The following is a 21,894-nucleotide window of genomic DNA, read 5'->3' on the forward strand; positions in this document are numbered from 1 at the left end:
CTGTCTTCTCCATGAAGATCAATGACGCGGAATGTGTTCGGCCACCTGCACTGGCCATGACTACGAGCTGCCTGCTCGTCGCGATACAGCGCCATCGGCTGGGCTGGCTCGTGGGCAAGATCCAGCAGGTCACTGCGGCAATACAGCGCCCAGCGATATTCGGGAAGCTTGGGCGGCAGGTGCATTGGGTCGGTCATGCAGCGGCTCCTCGCTGGGTATAGCGGGATCTCAGGGATCGCTCGGGCGCAGGCGCTTTGGCGGGAGGCTGCCAGCTCGCAGAAAGGCTTTCGAAACGGTTGAACTGCCCCAAAAATGCCGCGCGCACGGTTCCGGCCTCAATGTCTCGACCTTTCCCCACAATGATTTCGGCGATGCCTTTCAGCTCGCTGTCTTCGTGGTAAACCTCGTCGCGGTAGACGAACAGGATCACGTCTGCGTCCTGCTCAATTGCGCCCGACTCACGGAGGTCAGATGGCACCGGGCGCTTGTTTGGGCGCTCCTCGCACTTACGAGAAAGCTGGCTGAGCAGCACAACCGGAATACCGAGCTCGCGCGCAAGTAACTTGCACCCACGACTTATGCCGCTGACCTCTTCAGTGCGATTGCCACCCTCGCCTTCCATCAGCTGTAGGTAATCGATCATCAGGATGTCGAGCCCATAGCGCATCTTGTGCCGACGAGCCATCGAGCGAATGCGGCCGACCGTGGCGCCGGCGCGGTCTGCAATGAACAGGTTTGAGTGCTGGATCTTGCCTACTGCCGCGCACAGTTCCGCCCCGTGGGATTGGCAGGCAGAACCGTTTTTGATGACGTTGAGCGGAATCTTCCCTTCTGCCGCAGTGGCTCGATCAATGAGCTGGGCCCTGCTCATTTCCAGGCTGATGACCAAGGCTGACTTCTTCTGGCGAATCGCAGCGTCCAGCACAAACCCCATGGCAAGCGTGGTTTTGCCCATGGCAGGCCTGCCGGCCACAACGATCAACTGGTCCGGCTGCAGGCCGCCCAGTTTCTCGTCCAGGTCAACCAAACCGGTGGACAGGCCAATCAACGTCTCGCCGCGTGACAGGCGGTCATGCCGCTCTTGCCAGACCTCCAGCTGCTCGGCCACCAGATCACCAGCCTTGACGATCTCATCACCATCGGTGCCAGTGTCGATCGCCATGGCAGCTGCCTGCACGGCCGCGATCTTGTCTTGGATGTCGCCCCCACTCCGGGCGATCTCGAGCGTTCGGTCACTCAGGTCATACAGAGCCCGCTCCACGGCGCGCTCCCTGACGATCCGGGCATACTCACTTGCGTTAGCAACGCTGGGAGTGTTCTTGGCGATCTCAGCGCAATACGCCAGTGCGCTATCACCTGAGGACAACGTGCCCAGGTGATCGGCCACAGTCAGGAAGTCCACGGCGCGACCCGTGGAGCGCACAGACATAATCCCTCGGAAGACTTCGGCATTGTCAGCGAAGTAGAACGACTCCGCCGATAAATCGTCGGAGAGAACGTCGATCAGTTCCGGGCGGAGGAGCATGGCGCCGAGCAGGCTGTGTTCAGCTTCGAGGTTGTAGGGCTCACGCATGGTAATTGCCCTCGACCACCTTCACGAAGTTCGAAGGGGCAATCAGCCAGTCGAACGTCGCCCTGAAGGGTTTGGCACCATTCCTGCCGTCGATCTTGCCCATCAGGAAATCACTGCCGGCAACGATGGTGAAGAAATCACGCCAGAACTCAAGGTCCTGATGGACAGGGCTTTCCGCCCAGCGCGCCTTGATCTTTGCTGAGCGGTCTTTGTTGATCAGAACCACGCTCGGCAGAGTTGGCAGCAGTTCGTTGAACAGGCCTACGATTTGATCGACTGGTACCGCATTCAATGCCTCGCGGATGCTCGCGGTAGCTCCTGACGGTTCCTTGATGGTTCCTTTACGGTTCTGGGGGCACGTGGTGCCGGGGTGAGGGGCATCTAGTGCCGGGGTGGGGGGCATTTGCTGCCGGGGTTCTCCGGCATCTGCTGCCGGGGGGCATGTGGTGCCGGGGTTGTAGCTGGATGGGCTCACGGTGTACCAGGTGGAACGGCCTGTTCGATGGTGAGCAGACAGCACTCCAGACTGCTCCAGCCAGCGCAAAGCGTTGCGTACGGCACGCTCGGACAGGCAGGTGCGCTCTACCATACGAGCCACCGAAGGCCAGCAGACGCCGTCGTCGTTTGAGTTGTCAGCAAGGGATATCAGCACGGACTTCTGGGCCGGACTCATGCCCTGGAGTGGCCAACAAGCCGTCATGATGATCGTGCTCATGACTGTGTCTCGCAAAGGGACGCGCGCAGGTGCTCTACCCACTCGGTGCGAAATGCATGCTTGGACGCAGGCGTGTCCTGGTGTCGGATCATCCGCGCTGCGTTGAGGGCGGAGGATTTGTGGAAAGCTTTCTGGTGCAAAATGGCTACGGGCGCGGTGTTGCTTGCATCCATTGCAGAGTACATAATCGACCTCGTTACTTGCTGTTGAAGAAGCCGGGCTGCCACCCGGTTTTTTTATGCCTGCGATTCAGGTACTGGATGGATCAGCAGGTGTTTCGGTCATCTACTGTTGCAAGGCCAAGCAGATGAAAATGTGCTCACGGTCACGCTGCTGCGTCTGCCTTCCCGGCCTTTAGCGCACCCTTCGTGATCCGCTCGATCTGGTACTGGCGCAGCTCAGGCACATCTGTCCACTGACGGACCGCCTCGTAGGTCACGCCAAGCGCCTTTGCGAGCGCCGTTATTGACCCGAAATAGTTGATTGCCTGGCTTTTGGTCATGGCGACCTCCTTTGCTCGTCTCTGCATTCAAGCATGCTTGCATATGCAAAACAAGCATGCTTGACAAGCAACCTTGTAGATTGCTCACATGAAGACCACAGACCGAATCACTAAGCTCGTGCTGGCTCGGCGCCCTGAATTGGGCGTGCGCAACGTCAAGCGAGATATCGCCAACACCTGCGGCATCAGCTACGAGGCTGTACGCCAGTGGTTCGCTGGCGACACTGAAAACATCAAAAACGAGAACCTTGTGGCTCTCGCCGAGGGCTACGACACGTCTGTCGACTGGCTTCTGTCAGGAAAAGGAGAACCTCCCCGCAAAAGCGAAGCCAAGGCAGTTGCGGCAAAGGACTCTGGGGGCAGCAGCTCAGCAGCAGACGCTGTTAGAAAAATGCTTGAGAAGCACGGCAAGGGGCTGAGCTCTGAAGCACGGCAAAGCATCGTTCGCGCGGTCGAAGAAGACCCTGCTGGAGACAAAGGCAGTGGTTTCATTATCGCTACAGCCCAGCCGGCCGACGGCGACATCTCAATCCCCCAGTACGACATCCGGGCAGCCATGGGCCACGGCCAGGTGCCAGCCGAGTACAGCGAAGTCATCAGGAATGTGGTAATCCGCGAAGAAGTTCTGCGCGAGAAAGGTGTGACCTACACCGCCGCCCAGGCGCTAGCGATGATCACTGGATGGGGGCAGAGCATGGAGGGGACGATCAACGATAAAGATCCGGTGATCGTCGACCGCGGAGTTAATGATTATCACGGAGAGGGTGTGTACGTCCTGACCTGGCATGGAGACTTGCTGATTAAGCGCTTGCAGCGAAAGGACAAGGAGCATGTGTGGCTGATCTCTGACAACAGCAAATATGAAAAGCAAGCAGCTCGGATTGATGACGTAACAATCCACGCGAAAGTTTTACTGGTTTGGAACGCTAGAAAAATTTAAACGTATTGGACATAAGGCAGGGAGTGATATGGAAAGCGCTGATTCAGTTAACCATGACGACTCAGAGGGAAAGGAGAGACTCCCCATTGAAGCTGCCTACCAGAGACAGCTTATGCCCATCGATGTCATTACCTCTTACTCGAGTCAAATGGGCACAGCCGACCTCAGAGTAATTGTCGAAGCGAGAGATGGAAAACACTACGCCGTCAAGACGGTTGCGGACGGAACGGGTGGCGTACCGGCTTCGGAGCTTTTTTGCTATGAGCTAGCCTATAGGGTTTTAATACCAACGCCCTCCTATGCATTTATCAACATGCCGAATGATGGCATTTCTTTTGGATCTGCATGGGAGGGAGGGGTTGTGAACGGCGACCCCAAAATAAACTACCCTCTCTTTATAAATGAAGTACTCACCGGCCAGAAGAAAGTGCCGAACCTGAAGGTGTTCTTCAGCCGACTCTTTGCCTTTGATCTTTTCGTAAATAACGTAGATCGTCATTGGGGAAATTACCTTTGGCGCACAAGCTACAATGACTCATATGTCGCCCTGGCCTTTGATTTTAGTAGGGCGTGCTTTGAATTGGGGCATGACGGCTATCACGCCCTATCACCCCTGTCGCGTACTCAAAGTACCTTCCGGCTGCTAAATACCACCAAAAACTACGATCGGTCCGAAGCAGTTGCCTGCCTAGAAGCAATCCGAGCGATCACTACCGCAGAGGTCGAGGGAATCTTGGGGAATTTTCCGACAGCATGGATGCCCAAGACCAAGCGACGCGAGTACATTGAATGGTGGAATTCTGATGCTCGGCAAGCTAGAATTGACCATTTGCTTAAGCTTCTCTGATGGTGGACGTAATGCATACATTTAAATACTCGATAATTAAGTATATGCCTGACCCAATGCGCGGCGAAATAGTGAACGTTGGGTTAGTTATATTCACCACCGAGAAACTTGACATACGAATGCTCAGCGCATCCGCTAAGGTTAGAATGCTAGATGGTGCATCGGGGCTGGCTGAAATTGAGTCACTGCGAAGCACAATCCATGCATTTGGCGAAATGGCGTCTTCTGTCGATGAGGCCATTGACTTCCTGCAAACATTCAAGGGCTCTACAACCTACTTGTCGGACCCAGCCTTTTTTATACTAGACGATTTAAATCAATATGAGTCCCGAGTTCGTCATCTTTTTGATGATCTTGTAAAGCCGTTTGCAGCCAAAGAAAAAACCCAGCGAACCTCTAGGATTAACACTTTCCTAAAGCACTCATTCGAAAGAATGGACATGCTTGGGAAAGATATAGATGACATTAGCAGGCACAAGGTAATCTACAATTACCCTCTAAACGACAAAACCGGATTTTCTGCCGATTTTCTTCTAAAGAATGGAAGATTCCATATCACTGAAGCAATTGACTTCAATGTGAATGACACAAGCGCAAAGTTTAAGGAAACCACCATGAAAGTCATGACATTCATGGAGGGCAGAAAATACTTAGGAGAAGACTCCGCAAGATATTTTGTCTACGCCGCCTCTTCTGACAAAGAAAAAGACCTTATCCCGCATCTAAATTTAGCAGAAGAATACAGCGACAGGGTCTTCAACTTAAATTCAAAAGAAGAAACACAAGACTATTTTAACTTAATGTCATCTCTAGTCGGATCGACATTGGCGCACGTCCATTAATTGCGTCAAAGTAGAAGCCCGCTCCGGCGGGCTTTTTCATGCCTTCAGAATGGCGCCCCCTCCTCTGCGTGGCGCACCAGGTCCAACTCCACTTCCCTCTCGATCACCCGATCGTCATCCGTCGGCGTATCCCATTGCAGGATCACCGATCCGTCATCACAGAACGTCATGTCCAGGCCGTCTGTCTCTGCTAGCAGCTCCATGATTGCCCCCCAATCCTGATCGCTTTCCGTTTCTAGTTGATGGATCAGAACCTTCCTGCCGAGCTGTGCCAGCGGTGAGTTGATCATCGCTGAAATCCTCAGCCCTAAGCGCTCCAATCCGGTGAGCTCGTCCCTGCGTTCGAAATTTTCCTGCGCTGACATCAGAAGCCTCCTACCAACTGTATGCATATACAGTATTTAAAAATAACACAAGCGTGCTTGCATTCACGAAGCAAGCATGCTTTTATTATTGCAAGTTCGCTTGCATTTGCATCGAGCCAGGCAGCTCCGGCAGCCACCGCTCTTTACACAACTCGTCACCCGTCACCCTCAGCGGCACATGAGGGCAGCAGCTGCCTCACGCAGTGAGCTGGGTTCAGGTAACCAAGTGGCGCGCATGCCAATGCGGGGAAGCGCGTAGCCCAGAGAGCGATGGGCGCCTGGATCACTTCGATTTCACTGGCTGGCCTTGGCGACAGGGCCAGACGGGAAATCAACCGCCCCGGAGGGCAAGACGATGAGCTGCAGTTGCATCAGCGATGCCGTGAAGCTGGTTACGGACCAGCTTGCTGAGGAGGCGCCAGGGTCAGGGCCTTTCTACATGCGCGCAGAGGGCTACAACCTTTCACTCAACATCGAGACCGGAAGGGCAACTCGCCGATTCTGCGTAGAAGTCACTGGCCACTACATGGCGCCGAAAAAGGCCGGCGGCATGAAGCGCGTGAACAAGACTGTTTCGGTGGTCGCTAATTACTGCCCGCTCTGTGGCAAAGCATGCAGTGCCGACGATCAGGAAGAGACAACCAGCGCCACGTCAGCCTGACGTTAACTGCCCGATCTACCTGGTTCCCCATCACCAGGCTGCATCGGTCGTGACGTTCGCCCTCCCCTGGTCCGGGAGGTACACGGCAGCGAGCGTCATGACCAATGCAGCCCAACGGAAATGAACTCAAATGGCGAAGTCGTTTAAGCAAATGATCAAGGATGGCGAGGTGCGGCGCGCCGACGCCATGAAGGTTCAACTCGAAGACCTGCATGAAGAGCCTGGCTTCAACCTCCGCACCGAAGGCGAAGCGCTCGAGGCAAGCATCAACTCTCTCGCAGAGTTCGTCGCGGCGGGCGGCCAGATCCCTCCGTTGGAAGTTCGCCCGAGGGCGGAAGGTGGTGTTTGGCTTGTCGACGGCCACCGCCGGCGCCGGGCACTGTTGAAGCTCGATGCCGAAGGCCGGCTTCCTCGGACGCCCAGCAAAGAAAGGCCAGAAGTGCTGGAAGCCTGGGTGCCCGTGATCGCCTTTGAAGGCAGTGATGCCGATCGGGTAGCGCGCATCATCACCAGCCAGGAAAACGAAAAGCTCTCGCCGCTTGAGTTGGCTGAAGGCTACAAGCGCCTCCGTGCCTTTGGCTGGTCGGTTGAGCAGATAGCAGCAAAGGTTGGCAAGACACGGCAGCACGTTGAGCAGGTGCTGACTGTAGGCAACGCAAATACTGATGTTCAGAACCTGGTAGCTGCCGGCCACGTTTCAGCTACGACAGCTGCACAAGTCGTTCGGGAACATGGAGACGGTGCTGGCAAGGTACTGGGAGCCGAACTAGAGAAAGCCCAGGCAAACGGCAAGAAGCGAGTTACTGCTGGCTCGATGAAAGGGCCCTCGATCCCGAGGCCCAGGCTTGAAGCAGTGCACACCGCATCACGCAATCTAATTGCATCTCTGGACTCGATCGACGAGGACAGCCGCTCCCTCACGATTCCCGCCGCGCTCGTCCTGCAGCTGCGCGAAGCCTTGGACGGCGCCAAGCCGAGGTAACAGCTTATGGAAACGATAACGCGCGGCAAATGGACTGGCCACCTCGGCATGCTCTTGGCCCCTCGCGAGCTGGAGGCTCTGCTGTGGGTTGCGCAAGACCTCACAACCAAAGAAATCGCTCGGCTGATGGAAGTCTCACCCGGGACCGTGGCCAACGGTATCGAACGAGCAATTTTCAAGCTGAAAGCGAAGCGCCGCCTGGACGCTGTGATGAAAGCTTGGGACAAGAAAATAATCAGCCCGCTATGCATCTTCCTTGCGTGCCTCATCAGCATGCATGCCGCCATCAACGACAACGACCCCATGCGCCGCGACCGACGCGCGCCCGAGCGGCGCACTGCCCAAGTTCGAATCGTCCGCAAGGCCGAGGCCTTCGAGCTCCACGCCTGACCACTGAGGATTAACTCATGCAAGCAGCCATTCAGAAAAGTCAGGGCGAACTCACCGCCCTCCGCCAGGAAGTGATCACAGCCACCGAGGCCTTCCGCAGCAAGTCACGCTTCTATGTCACGGCGAGCGGAAATGGCTGGGCTATCGTCTCGGCCGCCAACGAACGCGTGTATGGCCGCAACAAAGACTATCCATCAGCCGTTCGCTACGCCCAGAGCTTGGAGCGCGCTATCGACGCCAAGACCTTGCCGGTGATTGCGGCCGTCAAGGTCAAACAGGTCGGTGAAAGCGCAACGCGCTGGGCTGCACTGTTTGGCCTGTGCCTTGTCCTACTGGCCGGAGCGGCGTCGTCATGAGCCGCGGGGTCAACAAGGTCATCCTGGTCGGCACCTGCGGCCAGGATCCGGATGTGCGCTACCTGCCCAACGGTAACGCCGTCACGAACCTAAGTCTGGCCACCAGCGAGCAGTGGACGGACAAGCAGTCGGGACAGAAGATCGAGCGCACCGAGTGGCACCGAGTGTCGTTGTTCGGGAAAGTTGCCGAGATCGCCGGCGAGTACCTACGCAAGGGCGCCCAGTGCTACATCGAGGGCAAGCTGCAGACCCGCGAGTGGGAGAAGGACGGCATCAAGCGCTACACCACAGAAATCGTGGTCGACATCAACGGCACGATGCAGCTGCTGGGCAGTCGGCCGCAGGGCCAGCAGCCCGGGCAAGTGCCAGATCGGCAGCCAAGGCAACAACAGCGCCCGGCGCGCCAACAGCAGAACCAGCAGGCGGCGCCGCCCGATCACGACAGCTTCGACGACGACATACCATTCGCGCCCCTCCACCACCTCGCCGGTGCGTAGCCATGAAGCGCCGGCAGCTGATGCACCCTACCGCGTACTAGCTCGGGCGGGCCTGCCGAGACAACAGCCAGTCACGCGATGCCCAGCCATACGGCTGGATGACCGTGGACTGCGGCTGGTGGCTTGCCGGCTGGCATGACCGTGACATGGAGCTTTCCGCCTGACCGGTAGAAAACCCTAACTTACTACCTTACCGCTCCACCAGAGAGCGAATGGAGTTAAACCATCCGTAGTCAAAGTTATTGGGGTCGCGGGTAAACTTGAGAAAGTAGTACATCTCAGATACGAAGTTACTAGCCGTAAGCACACACCCGGAAATTACATAACCCCTAACAGAAAAATCAAAAGCCCATATTAACAATGCTATTAGAAACATGGATACAGCGTGATTAAATGCTAGACGAAGGTACCACTCTCGCGGACCGCCCCATTTATCAATATGTTCAGGATGGCTCCTGAGCAAATTAAAATACGCCGAGGCAGCGAACAGCATAGTTACTAGAAACGGTGGGGATGTAATGGCCGAAGCAAGGATAAAAAGCTTCCAGAAGTCGAGCATGATGAATAACTGCGGATTGAGTAAAAATATAATTAGAAATCCTGGAGCTAGGAAGGCAAAGAAGAAAGATGCGGCATTGGCCGAAAAAGATACATTCACATCCTTAAGATCAATCATGACGCCCTCTCGGCCAAAACATTGATCTTACCAGCGTACACACCTTGCCGCATCCGGCCACGGAGGGCGGCGCATGCATGGAGAAAGCCATGAGCAACTACGACTGCGACTACGTCCGCCGCCACTACGACGTGCCGGCAAAGATCGGGCGCCGGGTGATCGCCAACGGCGAGCCAGGCGTCATCATGGCCGATCGTGGCCACTACATCGGCGTCATCCTCGACAGTGATCCGAAGAAGCGCATCCGAAACTACCACCCCACCTGGGAAATGCAGTACGGCGAGATGGCCGAGAAGCTGCCCCTGAAGCGCTACCAAGTGCTGGTGGCCGGATGGGACTGGGGGGACATCACCAATCGAACCATCGTCGATGTATTCGCCAGCACGCCCTCGCAGGCCAAGTACAAGGCCTACGAGCAGTGCGAGTACCACGACATCGAGTGCATGTTCGGCTTCAAGGTTCGCCGGGCATGACCATCCGCGCTGCTCGTCAGCGCCTCAGGAGCCTTCGCTTTTCACTTGGCAAATCCCGTTGGCCCGGTTCTTCCCGGTATACGAGACATCAGGCGAGCCGTCCGGGTTGATCGAGAGCGAGATAGTCACCCCGCTACCCTTGGCCTCGAAGTAGTTATCGTTGAACTTTTTCAGCTTTCCTTCTTCGCCATTTATGTAGATAGGGCCGCCCTTGTCGGCGTGCACCTCGATGTTTCCTGGGCACGTGGCGTTCACCAGCGGAATGCCAGCCTGAGCAGCACCCGACGCAGCCAGCAAAGTACAAATCAGTAGTCGCTTCATCTCACGCTCCTTGAGTGGATTGGCCGAGAGGGAAGCAATAGTCCAATTCGGCGCTTCCCGCCAGCGCCTCTCCCTATTCAACGAATCATGCCACCTTGGCAATGACCACCCGTGCCTCTGCGGCCCCCAGTATGGGCAATAAAAAGATGTTCCTACATTCCTGACGGCTTTGGTGGTGGTGGTGGTGGTTTAGGTGCTCTTTGTCCGGGTGGAAGGGGCACCTTCATGAGCTTCCCATTATTTAGCCTAATAGTTACATACTCACGATTATCGTTGTCGTTCTTTTTCGAGCTTTCCTTAACTGCCGCCTTGACCTTATCAAGCTCTGATTGCAGCTGAGAAATATTCTCCGCGCTCTCTGCATTTAGTTGCTCAGCGGTCGCTAACCTCGACACAAGCTGTTGTATTTGATCAAGCGCATTATCCCGATCTGCATCAGCCCTAGCCACCCGACTCTCGATACTATCAAGTTCACCGCTAAGCGTTTTTATGAAACCTCCCATTTCGTCTGCACTACCTGCCAGCCTATTGAAGATTTTCAAAATTGATTCAATCTGCTTGTTATCTGAAAAATTCGGATATCTAATTCGATGGTCAATCTCGCTCCAGCCCTCTTCAAATATTGTTCGAACCTGAACCTCAAACAAAATCTCAGTTACACCAGGCTTCGTTTTCATTACATAATGAACCGATCTGTAACCTGCCCGATGCACTCTTGGTGTAATTCCGCAACCCTTAAAAGCGGACACCAAGTCTTCAGGGTCTCCCTCCCTAATATATGAGACAGGCTTTTCAGCCAAACCCCACATCGAAATAACTTGCTGATGAATCTTAAAAACATCATCTTTGAAAAGATGCAACGCCCTGACGCCTATGAGATCAGAGATAACGTTATGATAGTTATCAACAGAAATGGAAAGATATTTTTTTGACGGCTTTCCCTCAGCTTGCTTCCGTATAATCTTTTCCAGCAAATGTTCAGGATCTTTGACACGCCAGCGTACCGAGTGAACACCTTGAAAAGATTGAATAGTTTTGACTACTAACTCCGCTGCATCTTCAAGTTGCCGAACTCTTCGACAATAGTCTTCATAAATAGCTAGCAATCCTTCCCAGCTAATCACTGCACGTGACCACTCTTCTTCTGACACATTATTTCTTGAGAGAAAGCTTGCTCTATCCATGTCCACTCCTAACGTGTTCACCCCATCAAGTCGGAACATGAAACCCCATCCCGAGACAAAATGCCACTATCCGAAAAAATCTAGTTCGGATGCCGGCGCCTGCACGCAAGGACCACACGATGGCCGAATACAACATCGTCAGCATGAGCGGCGGTAAAGACAGCACGGCCACGCTTCTGGTCGCTCGCGAACTGGAGGTGCCGAACCTCAGCGGCGTATTTGCAGACACCGGGCACGAACACCCGGCCACTTATGACTATGTGCACTACCTGGCCGAAGCCGTCGGCGTCCCTATCCGCTGGGTAAAGGCTGACTTTGCCCGGCAGATCGCCGGCAAGCGTAGGTTCATCGAAACGAAGTGGCGCGAGAAAGGAGTGCCAGAGGCCGTGGTGCTTGGGGCCCTGGATGTGCTGCACCCCACCGGCAACCCATTCCTCGACATGTGCCTCTGGAAAGGCCGATTCCCCAGCACCAAGGCCCGATTCTGCACGGACGAGCTGAAGCGGAACCCGATTATCGAGGACGTTTTCATGCCGCTTATGACTGGAGAGAACCTGGTTCTCTCTTGGCAAGGCGTCCGGGCCGATGAGTCCCTGAATCGCCGCTACCTGCCAGAATGCGACGAGGTCGGCGGCGGCCTGTTCAATTACCGCCCAATACTTAGGTGGCCGGTAGAGGCAGTCTTCGAAGCGCACCGGGCCGCATGCATCAAGCCCAACCCACTCTACCTGCAGGGCTGCAACCGGGTCGGCTGCATGCCCTGCATCATGTGCGCGAAGGACGAGTTGCGCGAGATCGCCACCAGATGGCCGGAGGAAGTGGCAAGGGTGCGCGAGTGGGAGCGTCTGGTGAGCATCGCCAGCAAGCGCGGCGCGGCCACGTTCTTCGCCACTGTCACCGACCCCACCGTCAGATCAGATGATAAGGTCAGCGCCGACACGCATGGCATCGACCGAATGGTTGATTGGGCCAACACAAGCCGGGGAGGCCGTCAGTTCGACATGGTCGACCTCATCACCCGCACTGACAGCCGAAACAGCTGCTCCTCAGCTTACGGGCTATGCGAGTGACCCGATGCCCGCAGAAATCGACCGGATCGCCGGACGCCGATCAAGCCCATAAACAACGAGAATCAAGCAGCTACTCCAGGTACACCGAAAACTTGGACCGCAAAGAACATGGCCGCAATCGCGGAGAAACAAGCCGCAACTCGATTCCAATGCGCCTGTTTTATCAAGGTTTCCCGAAGGTTGTACCGCTCACCTTTCTCGTCGAGACCAATGCTTGGCGCCTGCACCGCCTCCCCATTTTTGTCCCTTAAGCTGAAAGGCACTTTGGCTGTTGCTGATCGCAGCCAGGCATATGCGGAAACCAATGCGCTGAGAGCCGAAAAAGCAGGAGCGTAGTGGGCAGTGAAAGCTGAGATGTCCATGTTCCTCATTCCTTATAAGTCGAGACAATCAAATGATCTCATATGGAAGCGTCTGCAGCGGCATTGAAGCTGCGACCGAGGCCTGGCACCCGCTGGGCTGGCGTGCCGACTGGTACGCCGAGATCGAGCCATTCCCCTCTGCGGTGCTGGCCTACCACTACCCAGAAACGCCGAACCACGGCGACATGACCCGCCTGGCGGCCATGGTGCTGTCCGGCAGGATACCAGCGCCTGAGGTGCTGGTCGGCGGTACTCCCTGCCAGGCCTTCAGCGTGGCCGGAATGCGCGAAGGCCTGGCCGATCCCCGCGGCGCACTGACCATCAAATACGTGGAGCTCTTCGATGCAATTGACCATGTTCGAACCATGCGCGGCGAGCCCGAGGCCATCTGCACCTGGGAAAATGTCCCCGGCGTCCTCTCTGACAAAGGCAACGCGTTTGGCTGCTTCCTCGGCGCCCTGGTGGGCGAATCCGAAGAACTCCAACCGCCAGGGGGCAAATGGAAGGACGCTGGTTGTGTGTATGGACCCACGCGAACAGTCGCATGGCGGGTTCTGGATGCCCAATATTTCGGCCTGGCCCAACGACGCCGCCGTGTGTTCGTTGTCGCAAGTGCTCGATCAGGGTTCGATCCCCTCGAAGTACTTTTTGAGCGCGAAGGCGTGCGCCGGGATACTCCGCCGCGCCGAGGCGAGGGGGCGAGTACTCCCGTCGGAACTCTCGGAGGCACTTCTCCTGGTGGCGGGTGGCGATTTGGGGCTGATGAAGCAGCAGCCGGACAGCTGATTGCCCATCCGAAAGCATTCGGCGGAAATAACACCAGCGGGCCAATTGATGTGGCGCCAGCCCGCAACGCATGCGGCAGCGGCAGCGGCAGGATGGACTTCGAGAGCGAGGCGTTCATAGTTTCGGGCACGCTTCAGGCGAATGGCAAAGCGGCAGGCAGCGCCACCCAGCAGGACGCCGAGAGCGGAATGCTCGTCGTGCACGGCACTCAAGATCCAGATGTCAGGTACGAACAAGCGCAAAGCCTCGGGCGAAACAACGGGCAGGAGAACGCACTGCTCGCCTTCAGCTGTAAGGACCATGGCGCAGACGCAGGCGATCTGGCACCCACTCTGCGCGCCATGGGGCACGGTGCAAGTCACCCCAACGCCGGAGGCCAAGTAGCCGTGCAGGTGCCTAGTGGCGTGCGCCGCCTCACCCCGCGCGAGTGCGAGCGCCTCCAGGGATTTCCCGATGACCACACGCTGGTCCCGTATCGCGGTCGAGTAGCGGGTCTTTGCCCAGACGGGCCGCGCTACAAGGCGATCGGCAATAGCAAGGCCGTCCCAGTCGTGCGCTGGATCGGCCAGCGCCTTCAACAACAACTTGAACGTCTCGCTTGAGGTCACCCATGCCCACAGAAAACCGATCCAGCAACACAGAGATGGCAAGCGTGCCCACGCCGATTGCTGCTGACAACGACCGCGACCTGCTGGAATACATCGCAGAAGCAGTCGAAACGCAGACCTACGTTTGCGACCAGTGCGGCCATGAGGAGCCGCTTTCCACGTTCGATATTGCATCCGATCTGCGCGACTACATGTTGGCTTTCCCTCAAGCGCCAGTCCCGCAGCCCCACCCCGACCCTATAGCCTGGATGGTTGGTACTGCCTTCTGGTGGACCAAAGAAGAGGCAGAGCGGGATGCTGCAGAGATGAACATACCGGTAATTGGCTTGGGCCCAATGACCGATACCGATGAGGTTCAGCGAATGCGAGAAGCTCTGAAGTTCTACGCAGACCGCGACCACTTCGCGGACGATATCGGCAACGAATGGGACAGCGTTAGCGGCGAACCCACCAACATCCTCTGGCACGGACAGGAAGCTTGGTTTGTCGAGGACGGCTCGGTTGCCAGGGCCGCGCTGTTGGGAATGTCTGAGCAGGATCCAGGCTGAGTATCGCAGATCCCTCTGCGATTTCGGATCAGGACGGTAACGAAGGCTGAATTTTCAGGCTCAGGAAGATGGCCCAAGCATCATATGACTTCTGGTGCCAGACCACCGCTTCGTCCCAGGAAACGCCCTTGATCTCACCGTTAGAAATTAGGTGCCTAAGCCTGGAATTTGAGGCATCCAATTCGAGGAGGTGCCGATGAGCCGCGTATCGAAAATCATCGTTGCTTAGCATTGGACTGATGTCCTAAAGGGCTGGCTCGAGAATACGTGCCGATGTCCCTGTGCATTCACTGTGACATCAAATCGAAGCGGTCACTCCGTAAACCGGAATGGAGCACATTTGTACTCCATCCAGCTGTAACCCCTTTCCCCTCTATTCACTGCCGCGATATGGCGGCCAAGGCGAAGCTATGTCTCAAGCAAAGGAACGCCCGATCCTGTTTAGCGGGCCTATGGTCCGCGACGTCCTGGAAGGCCGGAAGACGGTCACCCGCCGCGCGCTGAAGATTCAGCCCCGCACCCCTGGCGACATCGGGAGCTACGGCCGTGGCCAGCCATTCATTCGCCACCCGGACCCGACCAAGCGAAACCCTGAATGCCCTTATGGTCGGCCAGGTGATCGCCTGTGGGTGCGCGAAACCTGCTTCATCAACGACTACCGGGAGGCCAAAGTCCCCGTTGACGAGCGAGCCAGCGTTGATGTGGTTTACCGCGCCGATCCATTACCGGACTGGGAGGGTGAAGAGAGCCTGATTACCTGGCGGCCCAGCATTCACATGCCGCGCTGGGCCAGCCGCATCCTGCTGGAGCTTACCGACGTTCGCGTAGAACGACTGCAGGACATCAGCGACGACCAGGCCAGGGCCGAAGGCATGGTGTACACCGACTTCGGCATGCAAGAGCGGCCCGGCAAGGTCAGCGTGGACGGTGGCAAGACATACCACCCAATGAAGCTACAGCAGGCTCCAGGCTGGCACTCTGGCGATGCAACCCACCCTGACCAATGCCTCGACCGAGCCAAATGGGCGTTCGCGAACCTCTGGGAAAAGATCAACGGCGAGTACAGCTGGGACGCCAACCCATGGGTCTGGGTCGTCGAGTTCAAGGTGATTAAACCGTGCGACTACCAAGGCAGGCACTTCGGCGCGCCGTATCCCGATGCTCAGTGCGTTGATGGCTTCCTGTGGGATGAGGACAGCTGCGATGTGCCGGGCGGGCCATTACTGAGCGGCGGCGATATCCCCTGCCCTAAGTGCAACGCAGAGGCATACGCCGACCACCAGCGCGAGGTGAGTCAATGACCCGCCTCGCCCTCTGCCTCCTGCTGCTGGCCACCGGCGCCAGCGCAACCGAGAACATCATCGACGTGCAGCACGACAGCCAGCGCGGCGTCACCTGCTACCTGCTCAACGGGGTCGACATCAGCTGCATCCCCGACAGCCAGCTGCAGGCCGGCAACCAGCGCCAGCTCTCCCCGCACGAAACACAACCCGAACCTACACCCGCACTGGCGCCTGGGCGCTGGATTGATGAAAGGTATGAGCTGTGAAAGCACTTTCAATTCGCCAGCCCTGGGCCTGGCTGATCATCAGCGGCGGCAAGGACATCGAGAATCGAACCTGGCACACGAAGTTTCGAGGACGTTTCTTGGTACACGCCGCCACCGGCATGACACGTCGTGAGTTTCTGTCGGCCTTTGATTTCATGACCCGACAGGGGATCAAGCCGCCCTTCCCGGTGCCGCCTGACAACCTTTTGCGAGGCGGGATAATTGGCTCAGTCGAGCTTATCGACAGCGTCGATCACAGCGAATCGCCCTGGTACATGGGCGAGAAAGGGTTCGTGCTGCGCGATCCAAAGCCGCTCCCGTTTGTCCCGATGAAGGGGCGCCTAGGATTCTTTGATGTGCCCGACGAGGTGCTGGTATGACCGACCTGATCGAAGTGAAGACGGCAGACCTGGTCGGCGAGGCGCTTGGATGGGCAGTAGGCATGGCCGAAGGCCTGGAGTTGGAAATGGAGCCACCGCACTACAACACCTCCTGGCGGGTGTTTGCCCGCCACCGCTACACCGTGACCGAGCAAGCCAAGCGCTTCAACCCGTGGGAAGACTGGGCGGTGGGCGGACCGCTACTGCAGAAGCACAACGTCAGCCTGCACTGCCCGCAGAAAGATTGGGACTACTGGGCAGCCTGGATAACCGAAAACGGCAAGGACGTTGCCCAAGGGTCTGCTCTTCCATTGCCGGCGGCGTGTCGAGCCATTGTCGCCCACAAGATTGGCGATACCGTCCAGGTGCCGAAGGAGCTTATGCCGTGAACCGAGAAGCATTGAAAGCGCTGGCTGAGCGGGTGATGAACGACCGTCGATTCTGCTGCGACGAACAACACAGGTTCCTGGCTGAGGGCGTAAATGAGCTACTCGCAGAGAACGAGGCTCTGCGCAAGGATGCCAAGCGGTACCGATTCGTTCGCAACCCCATTGGAACCAGCTCACCGCTGGCTATCTGGAACGAGGGGAGAATGCCCCTGTTCTGCGCGATGGCTGATGCGGTCGTTGACGAGCTCATGGCCAAAGAGGCCGCTCAATGATCGCCCTCGCCTACATGGCCTACCTGATCTGCAGGGGGTCGCGATGAACGACGCTAGCCTTTACCGAGGCGAGTGCCTGGAGGTGATGAAGTCGATACCAGACGCAAGCGTCGACCTGGTGCTGGCTGACTTGCCCTATGGCACAACACAGTGCGCCTGGGATGTGGTAATCCCTTTCGCTCCCCTGTGGGAGCAGTACTTGAGAATCGCCAAGCCAGAAGCGGCCATTGTGCTGTGCGCGGCTCAGCCTTTCAGCTCACTGGTAGTCGCCAGCAACCCCCGCGACTACCGCTACGAGTGGATCTGGGAGAAAGCCAATGCCACCGGCTTCCTCAACGCCAAGAAGCAGCCCCTGCGGGCTCATGAAAGTGCCCAGGTCTTCTACCGGCGCCAGCCGGTGTACAACCCGCAGATGACAACCGGTCACGAGCGGCGGACGGCGAAGCGGAAGACGGTCAATTCGGAGTGCTACGGCAAGGCCCTGGCGCTCACCGAATACGACTCCACGGACCGGTACCCGCGTTCGGTTCAGTTCTTCTCGAGCGACAAACAGACGGCCAACTTCCACCCAACCCAGAAGCCGGTCAGCTGGATGCGGTTCCTGATCGCCACCTACACCAACCCGGGCCAGGTGGTGCTCGACAACACGATGGGTAGCGGCACGACCGGCGTTGCAGCAGTCCAGTTGCACCGGCGGTTCATCGGGATCGAGAAGGACACCGACGAAAACGGTAAACCACTTGGCTATCTGGACATAGCCAGGCAGCGAATCGACGAAGCCATCGCCATTCGCGATACCCAAGCGGCGCAGATCGAACTGTTCGAAGCGAGAGCTTAACCCTTCCCCCTACAACTCAAGCCCGCCGGCGTGCCGACCAGAAGTGCGTCACGGCCAGCAAAACTCCAGGTATGGCCATGCCAAGGCCGCTGTAGATGAAGGCAGGCTGGCTTGTCATCAGTCCACTGAAAGCGAACCCGACGCCAGTGGGTACCAGGGTGACTGCTGCATAGCCCCACGGCTTTCTAGTTTCCTTGGCCATATCGCTCCTCCTCTTGAACCCCGATTAAACCACATGAGCCCGCCGACAGGCGCAGGCGAGGATTACCTATGTCCGCAGAACGATTCCACCACACCGCGAACGACTGCTTGGAGCGCCTGGCAGCCGATCTCTGGCCGGAAGCCAAGCTGGCTCTAGTCATATACACCCAGGGCAAGCCTGAGCTCGACATCGTCCTGAAGGACAGCGGCCTGAACGTCGACGAGGTGGTGAGCACCTTGCGCCGCCGTGGCGGGCTTGGCCTTGATGGCCAGAACAATTACAAGCGCCTGGTCTGTGACGCGATCATCGGAACCATGGCTTGCGGCAAGCAAAACAGCAACCCTCCGCCTGCTGATCACTGGGGCCAGGAGTTCTGGGATATCGGTCGGGCCGAAGGCGCGCAGCAAGAAGAGCTGGTCCATGCCCTGCGCCTGGCGCGCAAAGAGCTAGAAGCCTGCCAGCGTGTTATCCACTACGCCGGCGGATTCGACCCGGCCTACGTCAACAACGCCCAGGCCGCGATCAAGGTCGCCGACGCGGCTCTTGAAAAAATTCCTGCCTAACCGTCACCCTGCCATTAATCAAATGCCCGCCATCTGCCGTGCGGGTGAGGAAACTCTATGTCTGAACGCAAAACGATGTGCATCTACCACGGCAACTGTGCTGACGGCTTCGGTGCCGCCTGGGTTGTCCGCAAAGCCCTGGGCGACCAGGTCGAGTTTGTCGCCGGTGTCTACGGCCAAGAGCCGCCAGACGTTGAGGGCAAGGACGTTATCATCGTCGACTTCAGCTACAAGTACGAAGTCATGGCGAGGATGAGCTGGAAGGCCCACAGCATCATCATCCTGGATCATCACAAGTCGGCGGCCGAGGACCTGAGCAAGTTCCCGCCCTTCCATGCAGGCGTTCGGCTCGATGGCCGGCACGCCGACGGCACGGTCGCGCTGGGCTGGGAAAGCGCTCACAGCTTCATGCAAATGCAGAACGCACCGGCCATCGCCTGCTGCTTCGATATGAACCGCAGCGGCGCCATGCTGGCCTGGGACCACTTCTTCCCCGGGCAAGAGCCGCCCATGCTGCTGCGCCACATCGAGGACCGCGACCTCTGGCTGTTCAAGCTGGACGGCACCCGCGAAATCCAGGCGAACCTGTTCAGCTACCCATACGACTTTGAAGTCTGGGACAAGCTGATGGCGGCCGATGTGGAAACCCTCCGCTCGGACGGCGCCGCGATCGAGCGCAAGCACCACAAGGATATTGCCGAGCTGGTTGCCGTGATGAAGCGCCGCCTGGTCATCGGCGGTCACGATGTGTCCGTGGCCAGCCTGCCGTACACGCTCACCAGTGACGCCGGGCACCTGATGGCTCAAGGCGAAGCGTTCGCCGCGTGCTACTGGGATACGCCAGATGGCCGCGTATTCAGCCTGCGCAGCACCGACGAGGGGCTGGATGTGTCGGAGATCGCTAAACAGTACGGCGGTGGCGGCCACCGAAACGCCTCCGGTTTCCGCGTGCCGTTCGGCCACGAACTCACCAAGTAATCAACACCACGCCAACAAAGCCCGGTGGTAGCGACAGCCGGGCGAGGATGACCTATGCCCGAAAACACCGACTACAGCATTTCGCCAGCGGACGCGCTGATCATCGCCGGTATCAGCCAGCATGGCCTGGATATGCGCCGCACCATGGTGAAAGCCCTATGGCGAGAGCACGGTCCGGCGAAGCTCGCCGAGATGTTCGCTCAGTTTATTGGCATGGCCAACTCCGTCGCTGCCAACTGTGCAGAGATGAGTGACATGGTCCTCATCCATGAGTGCGGCGTTCACCCCGACAAGTTCGACAGCGTGAACCTGCCGACCATCTTCGGGGCCTGCCAAGGCGTGCAGATCGCAAGCAAGTGCGACCCGGCCGGTGCATGTCAGGGCTGCGCATATCGCCTGGGATCCATCGCCAATCAGTCGCCCATCACCACCAGCGACGCAGAGTTCATGGCGCACGACCGCAAGGGCTTCATGTGCCACGCCGACCTCGACGAACGCGGTGAACCACTACGGGTTTGCGTCGGCCACGCAAAAGCCGCCAAGGCGACCACTTAACCACCAACCTGCCGCCACCGGCGGCGTGGAGACCAACATGCATTTAAAAAGGAAGAAGCCAGGCGATGAACACGCCGGGATGGCAGAGGCCATTGCCCAGGAAATGGACAAGGTAACGGAGGAAAGGATGGCCGAACTGCTGGGAATCACGCTGCGAGCGCTTCAGACCCGGCGCCAGCGCGGGAAAATCCCTGAAGGCGTCTGGAACAAGAACGGCCGCAACATCATGTACAGCAGATGGAGATATGAGGAATGGCTCGAAAGCCTGTGGGTCTGCCCCCTGGAATTGAAATCCGAGGAGACTCGCTCCGAATCCGTTTCACTTGGAACGGTGAGCGTCGCGGGGAAACCCTCGCCCACCCCCCGACGGCGCAGGGCATCCGCGCAGCCAGCCGTGTACGTGATCAAGTAGTCAACCTGATCCGTCACGGCCTGCTAGACGACGAGAAGTATGCCGAGCTATTCCCGGGCTCGGAGGTTGCACGCCGGACGGCGGAGTCTATCCCGAGCCTGGGCGCCTACACCCAGATGTGGCTGGATAGCCGCGACATCGTCGAAGGCACCCGCAACAACTACAAGAGCGTGTTCAACATCTACTGGATGCCATACCTCGGCCTACGCCGGATAGACATGATTACGCCGACGATGCTTCGCGGGGTAATTTCCCAGATCCAGTGGACGTCAGTTGGCGTAAAGCGGAATGCGATCATCAAGCTGGCCAGTGTTTTCAAGACAGCGGTCCTTGATGGTTTGATCGCCAAGAACCCCACCACCTCGCTTGATAAGCCAAAGTCCGTCAAGAAAGTCGTAGACCCTTACACCAGGGCGGAAGCAGAGGCGATAATCTCCCACCTGTATGCGACGCTTCAGAAATACTCGCAGATCTACGCAGCGTTCTTCGAGTTTTGCTTCTTCACTGGGGTTCGCCCTGGCGAAGCAATGGGTCTGAAATGGGAGGACATCGACGTTGATCAGCGTTCCGCGACGGTTCGCCGGATCATCGTCAACCGTGCGCCCCAGGAACGTACGAAAACCAAGCATCATCGGGTGGTCCTGTTGAACGAGCGCGCATTGAACGCCATCAACCAGGCCCAGCGAATGGCTACCCTTCGTCGAATGGCGTCCAAGTCGGCCCACCCGACTAGTCCCTTCGTGTTCCAACCAAGCAAAGGTGGGCTGTGGATCAACGAGCCAAGTGTTACAATCCGCCACTTCAAATCGGCGCTGAAGGCGCTGAACATCCGTGAACGCCGTCAGTACGACACCCGCCACACCTACGCAACCATGTGCCTGATGTCTGGGATGAACCCCGCGTTCATCGCGAGCCAGCTTGGCCACAGCGTCGAGATGTTGCTCTCTACCTACGCGAAATGGATCAGCTCCTCCTCGGACTGGAGGGAGCTGGAGAAGCTGCCGCCCCGAGTCGAATTGGCCCAAAATTGGCCCAAAACTGACGAGAGGGCCTAAATA

31 protein-coding genes and 1 pseudogene are annotated in these 21,894 nt (G+C 57.6%); 22 read left to right on the top strand and 10 right to left on the bottom strand.

Annotated features, from left to right (window positions below; translation table 11 throughout):
* The 4 genes from APH30_RS11410 to APH30_RS11430 form a co-directional block, all read right to left on the bottom strand.
* On the bottom strand, positions 1-197 hold a 197-nt coding region (locus APH30_RS11410; protein ID WP_256222001.1), incomplete at its 3' end, for a hypothetical protein.
* Positions 194-1,573 carry a replicative DNA helicase gene (gene dnaB, locus APH30_RS11415; protein ID WP_054912593.1) on the bottom strand — a complete coding sequence of 460 codons (1,380 nt, stop codon included), beginning with the start codon at positions 1,571-1,573 and terminating at the stop codon, positions 194-196. The genes APH30_RS11410 and dnaB, both read right to left, overlap by 4 nt.
* Positions 1,566-2,288 (bottom strand): helix-turn-helix domain-containing protein, encoded by a 723-nt coding sequence (locus APH30_RS27845; protein ID WP_256222002.1) that lies wholly within the window; start codon positions 2,286-2,288, stop codon positions 1,566-1,568. The genes dnaB and APH30_RS27845 overlap by 8 nt, the downstream gene beginning before the upstream one ends.
* A gap of 325 nt (positions 2,289-2,613) precedes the next feature.
* Entirely contained in the window at positions 2,614-2,790 is a 177-nt protein-coding gene (locus APH30_RS11430) for a Cro/CI family transcriptional regulator (protein WP_054912595.1), read from the bottom strand.
* Positions 2,791-2,878: 88 nt separating this feature from the next.
* Between APH30_RS11430 and APH30_RS11435 the strand changes: the two genes are divergently transcribed.
* The 3 genes from APH30_RS11435 to APH30_RS11445 all read left to right on the top strand — a co-directional run bounded on the left by APH30_RS11435 (position 2,879) and on the right by APH30_RS11445 (position 5,419).
* Positions 2,879-3,730 (top strand): S24 family peptidase, encoded by an 852-nt coding sequence (locus APH30_RS11435; RefSeq protein WP_054912596.1) that lies wholly within the window; start codon positions 2,879-2,881, stop codon positions 3,728-3,730.
* A gap of 112 nt (positions 3,731-3,842) precedes the next feature.
* Positions 3,843-4,577, top strand: coding sequence for a HipA family kinase (locus tag APH30_RS11440; protein ID WP_156326439.1), 735 nt, complete (start codon positions 3,843-3,845; stop codon positions 4,575-4,577).
* An 11-nt stretch (positions 4,578-4,588) separates the two neighbouring features.
* Positions 4,589-5,419 (top strand): DUF3037 domain-containing protein, encoded by an 831-nt coding sequence (locus tag APH30_RS11445; RefSeq protein WP_177333723.1) that lies wholly within the window; start codon positions 4,589-4,591, stop codon positions 5,417-5,419.
* 44 nt (positions 5,420-5,463) lie between these two features.
* Here APH30_RS11445 and APH30_RS11450 read toward each other — a convergent pair whose 3' ends face one another.
* Positions 5,464-5,784 carry a DUF1654 domain-containing protein gene (locus tag APH30_RS11450; RefSeq protein ID WP_054912599.1) on the bottom strand — a complete coding sequence of 107 codons (321 nt, stop codon included), beginning with the start codon at positions 5,782-5,784 and terminating at the stop codon, positions 5,464-5,466.
* A 355-nt stretch (positions 5,785-6,139) separates the two neighbouring features.
* Between APH30_RS11450 and APH30_RS11455 the strand changes: the two genes are divergently transcribed.
* The 5 genes from APH30_RS11455 to APH30_RS11475 all read left to right on the top strand — a co-directional run bounded on the left by APH30_RS11455 (position 6,140) and on the right by APH30_RS11475 (position 8,670).
* Entirely contained in the window at positions 6,140-6,445 is a 306-nt protein-coding gene (locus tag APH30_RS11455) for a hypothetical protein (protein WP_054912600.1), read from the top strand.
* A 130-nt stretch (positions 6,446-6,575) separates the two neighbouring features.
* The gene (locus APH30_RS11460; RefSeq protein WP_054912601.1) at positions 6,576-7,427 is read left to right on the top strand and encodes a ParB N-terminal domain-containing protein; all 852 of its coding nucleotides are present in this window, start codon (positions 6,576-6,578) and stop codon (positions 7,425-7,427) included.
* Positions 7,428-7,433: 6 nt separating this feature from the next.
* Positions 7,434-7,817, top strand: a complete 384-nt coding sequence (locus APH30_RS11465) for a response regulator transcription factor (protein WP_054912602.1) — start codon at positions 7,434-7,436, stop codon at positions 7,815-7,817.
* A gap of 17 nt (positions 7,818-7,834) precedes the next feature.
* Positions 7,835-8,173, top strand: coding sequence for a hypothetical protein (locus APH30_RS11470; RefSeq protein ID WP_054912603.1), 339 nt, complete (start codon positions 7,835-7,837; stop codon positions 8,171-8,173).
* Complete coding sequence (locus APH30_RS11475; RefSeq protein WP_054912604.1) at positions 8,170-8,670, top strand: single-stranded DNA-binding protein; 501 nt, start codon at positions 8,170-8,172, stop codon at positions 8,668-8,670. Before APH30_RS11470 ends, APH30_RS11475 begins: the two co-directional genes overlap by 4 nt.
* A gap of 190 nt (positions 8,671-8,860) precedes the next feature.
* Here APH30_RS11475 and APH30_RS11480 read toward each other — a convergent pair whose 3' ends face one another.
* The gene (locus tag APH30_RS11480) at positions 8,861-9,346 is read right to left on the bottom strand and encodes a hypothetical protein (protein WP_054912605.1); all 486 of its coding nucleotides are present in this window, start codon (positions 9,344-9,346) and stop codon (positions 8,861-8,863) included.
* An 89-nt stretch (positions 9,347-9,435) separates the two neighbouring features.
* Between APH30_RS11480 and APH30_RS11485 the strand changes: the two genes are divergently transcribed.
* Positions 9,436-9,819: a hypothetical protein gene (locus APH30_RS11485; RefSeq protein ID WP_054912606.1), complete on the top strand. Its 384-nt coding sequence runs from the start codon at positions 9,436-9,438 to the stop codon at positions 9,817-9,819.
* A 24-nt stretch (positions 9,820-9,843) separates the two neighbouring features.
* On the opposite strand, the gene APH30_RS11490 is transcribed toward APH30_RS11485, so the two are convergent.
* Both APH30_RS11490 and APH30_RS27850 read right to left on the bottom strand, forming a co-directional pair.
* Complete coding sequence (locus tag APH30_RS11490; protein ID WP_054912607.1) at positions 9,844-10,140, bottom strand: hypothetical protein; 297 nt, start codon at positions 10,138-10,140, stop codon at positions 9,844-9,846.
* Positions 10,141-10,292: 152 nt separating this feature from the next.
* Entirely contained in the window at positions 10,293-11,324 is a 1,032-nt protein-coding gene (locus tag APH30_RS27850) for a hypothetical protein (protein ID WP_177333724.1), read from the bottom strand.
* Between the two features lie 119 nt (positions 11,325-11,443).
* Between APH30_RS27850 and APH30_RS11495 the strand changes: the two genes are divergently transcribed.
* Positions 11,444-12,394 carry a phosphoadenosine phosphosulfate reductase family protein gene (locus APH30_RS11495; protein ID WP_054912608.1) on the top strand — a complete coding sequence of 317 codons (951 nt, stop codon included), beginning with the start codon at positions 11,444-11,446 and terminating at the stop codon, positions 12,392-12,394.
* Between the two features lie 62 nt (positions 12,395-12,456).
* On the opposite strand, the gene APH30_RS11500 is transcribed toward APH30_RS11495, so the two are convergent.
* Positions 12,457-12,756, bottom strand: coding sequence for a hypothetical protein (locus tag APH30_RS11500; RefSeq protein WP_054912609.1), 300 nt, complete (start codon positions 12,754-12,756; stop codon positions 12,457-12,459).
* Positions 12,757-12,788: 32 nt separating this feature from the next.
* Between APH30_RS11500 and APH30_RS27855 the strand changes: the two genes are divergently transcribed.
* The 8 genes and pseudogenes from APH30_RS27855 to APH30_RS11550 all read left to right on the top strand — a co-directional run bounded on the left by APH30_RS27855 (position 12,789) and on the right by APH30_RS11550 (position 18,126).
* On the top strand, positions 12,789-14,144 hold the full coding sequence (locus APH30_RS27855) for a DNA cytosine methyltransferase (protein WP_082416154.1): 1,356 nt from the start codon (positions 12,789-12,791) through the stop codon (positions 14,142-14,144).
* Between the two features lie 8 nt (positions 14,145-14,152).
* Positions 14,153-14,698, top strand: coding sequence for a hypothetical protein (locus APH30_RS11515; RefSeq protein ID WP_054912612.1), 546 nt, complete (start codon positions 14,153-14,155; stop codon positions 14,696-14,698).
* 410 nt (positions 14,699-15,108) lie between these two features.
* A pseudogene (locus APH30_RS11525) lies at positions 15,109-15,804 on the top strand (hypothetical protein); the annotation flags it as partial.
* Positions 15,805-15,995: 191 nt separating this feature from the next.
* The gene (locus APH30_RS11530) at positions 15,996-16,247 is read left to right on the top strand and encodes a hypothetical protein (protein WP_054912615.1); all 252 of its coding nucleotides are present in this window, start codon (positions 15,996-15,998) and stop codon (positions 16,245-16,247) included.
* Complete coding sequence (locus APH30_RS11535; RefSeq protein WP_054903986.1) at positions 16,244-16,627, top strand: ASCH domain-containing protein; 384 nt, start codon at positions 16,244-16,246, stop codon at positions 16,625-16,627. Before APH30_RS11530 ends, APH30_RS11535 begins: the two co-directional genes overlap by 4 nt.
* On the top strand, positions 16,624-17,016 hold the full coding sequence (locus APH30_RS11540) for a DUF2591 domain-containing protein (RefSeq protein WP_054912616.1): 393 nt from the start codon (positions 16,624-16,626) through the stop codon (positions 17,014-17,016). Before APH30_RS11535 ends, APH30_RS11540 begins: the two co-directional genes overlap by 4 nt.
* Complete coding sequence (locus APH30_RS11545) at positions 17,013-17,288, top strand: hypothetical protein (RefSeq protein ID WP_054881346.1); 276 nt, start codon at positions 17,013-17,015, stop codon at positions 17,286-17,288. The genes APH30_RS11540 and APH30_RS11545 overlap by 4 nt, the downstream gene beginning before the upstream one ends.
* A gap of 43 nt (positions 17,289-17,331) precedes the next feature.
* Positions 17,332-18,126 (top strand): site-specific DNA-methyltransferase, encoded by a 795-nt coding sequence (locus APH30_RS11550; RefSeq protein WP_054912617.1) that lies wholly within the window; start codon positions 17,332-17,334, stop codon positions 18,124-18,126.
* Positions 18,127-18,142: 16 nt separating this feature from the next.
* On the opposite strand, the gene APH30_RS11555 is transcribed toward APH30_RS11550, so the two are convergent.
* Complete coding sequence (locus APH30_RS11555) at positions 18,143-18,328, bottom strand: hypothetical protein (RefSeq protein ID WP_054912618.1); 186 nt, start codon at positions 18,326-18,328, stop codon at positions 18,143-18,145.
* A gap of 68 nt (positions 18,329-18,396) precedes the next feature.
* Here APH30_RS11555 and APH30_RS11560 point away from each other — a divergent pair, with 68 nt between their 5' ends.
* From APH30_RS11560 to APH30_RS11575, 4 genes are all read left to right on the top strand, one after another.
* A complete protein-coding gene (locus tag APH30_RS11560) occupies positions 18,397-18,891 on the top strand; it encodes a hypothetical protein (RefSeq protein ID WP_054912619.1) in 495 nt (164 codons plus the stop codon).
* A 57-nt stretch (positions 18,892-18,948) separates the two neighbouring features.
* Positions 18,949-19,869: a DHHA1 domain-containing protein gene (locus tag APH30_RS11565; RefSeq protein ID WP_256222007.1), complete on the top strand. Its 921-nt coding sequence runs from the start codon at positions 18,949-18,951 to the stop codon at positions 19,867-19,869.
* A gap of 54 nt (positions 19,870-19,923) precedes the next feature.
* Positions 19,924-20,424: a hypothetical protein gene (locus APH30_RS11570; RefSeq protein ID WP_054912620.1), complete on the top strand. Its 501-nt coding sequence runs from the start codon at positions 19,924-19,926 to the stop codon at positions 20,422-20,424.
* A gap of 252 nt (positions 20,425-20,676) precedes the next feature.
* The gene (locus tag APH30_RS11575; RefSeq protein WP_054903980.1) at positions 20,677-21,891 is read left to right on the top strand and encodes a site-specific integrase; all 1,215 of its coding nucleotides are present in this window, start codon (positions 20,677-20,679) and stop codon (positions 21,889-21,891) included.
* Positions 21,892-21,894: the final 3 nt, after the last annotated feature.

The sequence above is a fragment of the Pseudomonas sp. NBRC 111127 genome, from assembly GCF_001320345.1.
Lineage (GTDB): Bacteria > Pseudomonadota > Gammaproteobacteria > Pseudomonadales > Pseudomonadaceae > Aquipseudomonas > Aquipseudomonas juntendi.